The sequence below is a fragment of the Streptomyces sp. M2CJ-2 genome (genome assembly GCF_016757295.1).
Lineage (GTDB): Bacteria > Actinomycetota > Actinomycetes > Streptomycetales > Streptomycetaceae > Streptomyces.
Genome location: NZ_JAESIF010000191.1, coordinates 1 through 2256, shown reverse-complemented (window position 1 = coordinate 2256; position 2256 = coordinate 1). Strand labels below are relative to the sequence as shown.

The window sequence follows — 2256 nt, the reverse complement described above, 5'->3', positions numbered from 1 at the left end:
CCGCTACCTGTTCAACATCACCGCCAGCGGCCCCGGCCAGGGCCTGCGCCCCTTCCGAGCCCCGGGCGCGGCAGAGGACGAGAAAGAAGACTGACAGCCGGTGCACCCTGGGCCGTTCACTGTCCCCGGTGCAGGCCGGGCGTCCGCCCGGGGAGCGCACTGGGCTTTCCCGCTCGCAATTCCCGTATGAACGCGCGGACCCCTGCCGTGCGTGCCAGCTCCGGTGTCGTGGCGTAGCCGATACGTCGGGTGGGGCGGTCGGGGCCGAGGTCGACGGTCTCGACGGATGGGGGTGCGTCGCGCAGCGAGAGCTCGGGCATGACGGCCATGCCCCGTCCTTGAGCGACCAGAGCCAGTACCGTTCCGTCGTCCTCGGCGGTGATGGTGGCGGGGGGCAGCCAGTCCTGGGCGGACCACCAGGCGGCGGTGTAGGAGGAGCAGTTCTCCTGCCAGTCGACGAGCGGCAGACTGCGAGGAGCCGTGTGGCCGCTGGGATGGGCCAAGGCGTATGCCTCCTCAAGCAGATCGCCCGTGATCAATCCTGTCGGCATGGGAGTAGACCCGCCGAGCGTCGCGATCGCCAGATCGGCGCGCCCATCAGCTACTTCACCGGCCGGCCCGGGGCCCATGTCCCGGACCACCCGGACCTCCGGGCTTAGGCCAGGGTGCCGTCGGGTCAGTCGCTCCAAGGCGTCCGGGAGCAGGTGGAGCGCCGCGCTGCGGAAGGCAGCCACGCGCAGCGGCCCGGAAAGCACAGCGCCCGTGGCGTTATCGGCGCGGACCTCGGCGACCATCACCTCGTACAGCCGCAGGATTCGGCGGGCGTGCGCGGCAGCACGCTCACCGGCCGGGGTGGGTGTGGCGCCGGTGCGGGCGCGGTCGAAGAGCACCGTGCCGAGCTTGCGCTCCATGCCGCGGACGGCATGGGAGACAGCGGACTGGGTCATGCCAAGAGCGGTCCCGGCGGCGGTGAAGCCGCCCTCGTCGCTCACGGACAGCAGGATGCGCAGCTCGGCGGGGGTGAGCTCGGCCATGAGTGCCTTTCATGTCCAGCGGTAGAGCCATGAGTAATACGGTCTGCCCGAGCCCGGGGGTCCTCCGTAGCGTCGTGACCATGACGATCACAGCACAGGCCGTGCACCAGGTTGCACGCCCCTCCGGTTTCCCGTCCTTGTCGGACTTCGCCTTCACCGAGCACGTACTCGACGCGCCGTCGCCCGGCACGGCCCTGGTCGAGAACATCCTGTTGTCCGTCGACCCCTACATGCGTGAACTGATGGATCAGGCCGGCCTTCCTGACGGCGTGAGCTGGTGGGACCTGGATGCACCGCTTGAAGGCCGCACCATCGGCCGCGTCCTGACCTCCGCCGACCCGTCCCTCGCCCCGGGCGACCTCGTCCTGCACCGCAAGGGCTGGCGCACCCACGCACTGGTGGAGGCCTCGACGGTGCGGGTGCTGCCGCGCTATGCCGGCGTGCCCCTCACCGCCTACCTGTCCGTCCTGGGCGGCACTGGCCTGACGGCGTACGTGGCTCTGACTCGCACCCTGCAGCTGCAGCCGGGGGAGGACCTCTTCGTGTCCGCCGCGGCGGGCGGCGTCGGCACGGCGGTGGGCCAGTTCGCCCGGCTGATGAGCGCAGGTCGCATCGTGGGCAGCGCGGGATCACCGCTGAAGGTCGAGCGGCTGGTGAAGGACCTGGGCTTCGACGCGGCCTTCGACTACCACGACGGCCCGGTCTCCGACCTGCTCACTTCGGCTGCCCCGGACGGTCTCGATACAGCGGTGGAGAACGTCGGCGGCGACCACCTGGAGGCTGCCATCGGCTCGCTGCGCGACTTCGGCCGCATCGCCTGGGTGGGGGCGATCGCCCAGTACCACTGCCTCGACACACCCCCGCCCGCCCCGCGCAACCTCTTCGACGTGGTCGGAAAGTCCCTGCGCCTGGAAGGCGTGCTGGTCCGCGACCACAAGGACGCCCAGTCGCTCCTGGAGGACTTCGCGGTCCCGCATATACGCTCCGGAGCACTGGTGCCGCAGGAAACGGTGGTCGACGGTTTCGAGAACATCGCCGCCGCCTTCCTGGGGGCGCTGCGGGGCGACAACATGGGGAAGATGATCGTCCGTGCGGGAGAATGACAGGCCGTATCGGGAAGGCCCAGGGGCGACCGGCCCGCAAAAGCCGAACAGTGCGGCACCCCAACAGTCTCTCCAGAAAACGTTCGTTTTCTGAAGATCGCCCTGAGGAGCCGCCTGGA

The 2256-nt window shown here is 69.9% G+C and carries 2 protein-coding genes; one reads left to right on the top strand and one right to left on the bottom strand.

The annotated features are described in order from the left end of the window. Window positions 1–116 precede the first annotated feature (116 nt). Window positions 117–1034, bottom strand: a complete 918-nt coding sequence (locus tag JL475_RS38640; protein ID WP_202282869.1) for a LysR family transcriptional regulator — start codon at window positions 1032–1034, stop codon at window positions 117–119. A gap of 74 nt (window positions 1035–1108) precedes the next feature. Between JL475_RS38640 and JL475_RS38635 the strand changes: the two genes are divergently transcribed. Further along, window positions 1109–2137, top strand: coding sequence for an NADP-dependent oxidoreductase (locus JL475_RS38635; RefSeq protein WP_307825328.1), 1029 nt, complete (start codon window positions 1109–1111; stop codon window positions 2135–2137). Window positions 2138–2256 lie beyond the last annotated feature (119 nt).

What these genes read in the sequence shown, in the direction of transcription:
- JL475_RS38640 (WP_202282869.1), bottom strand. Translation starts at nt 1,034, where the DNA reads ATGGCCGAGCTCACCCCCGCCGAGCTGCGCATCCTGCTGTCCGTGAGC.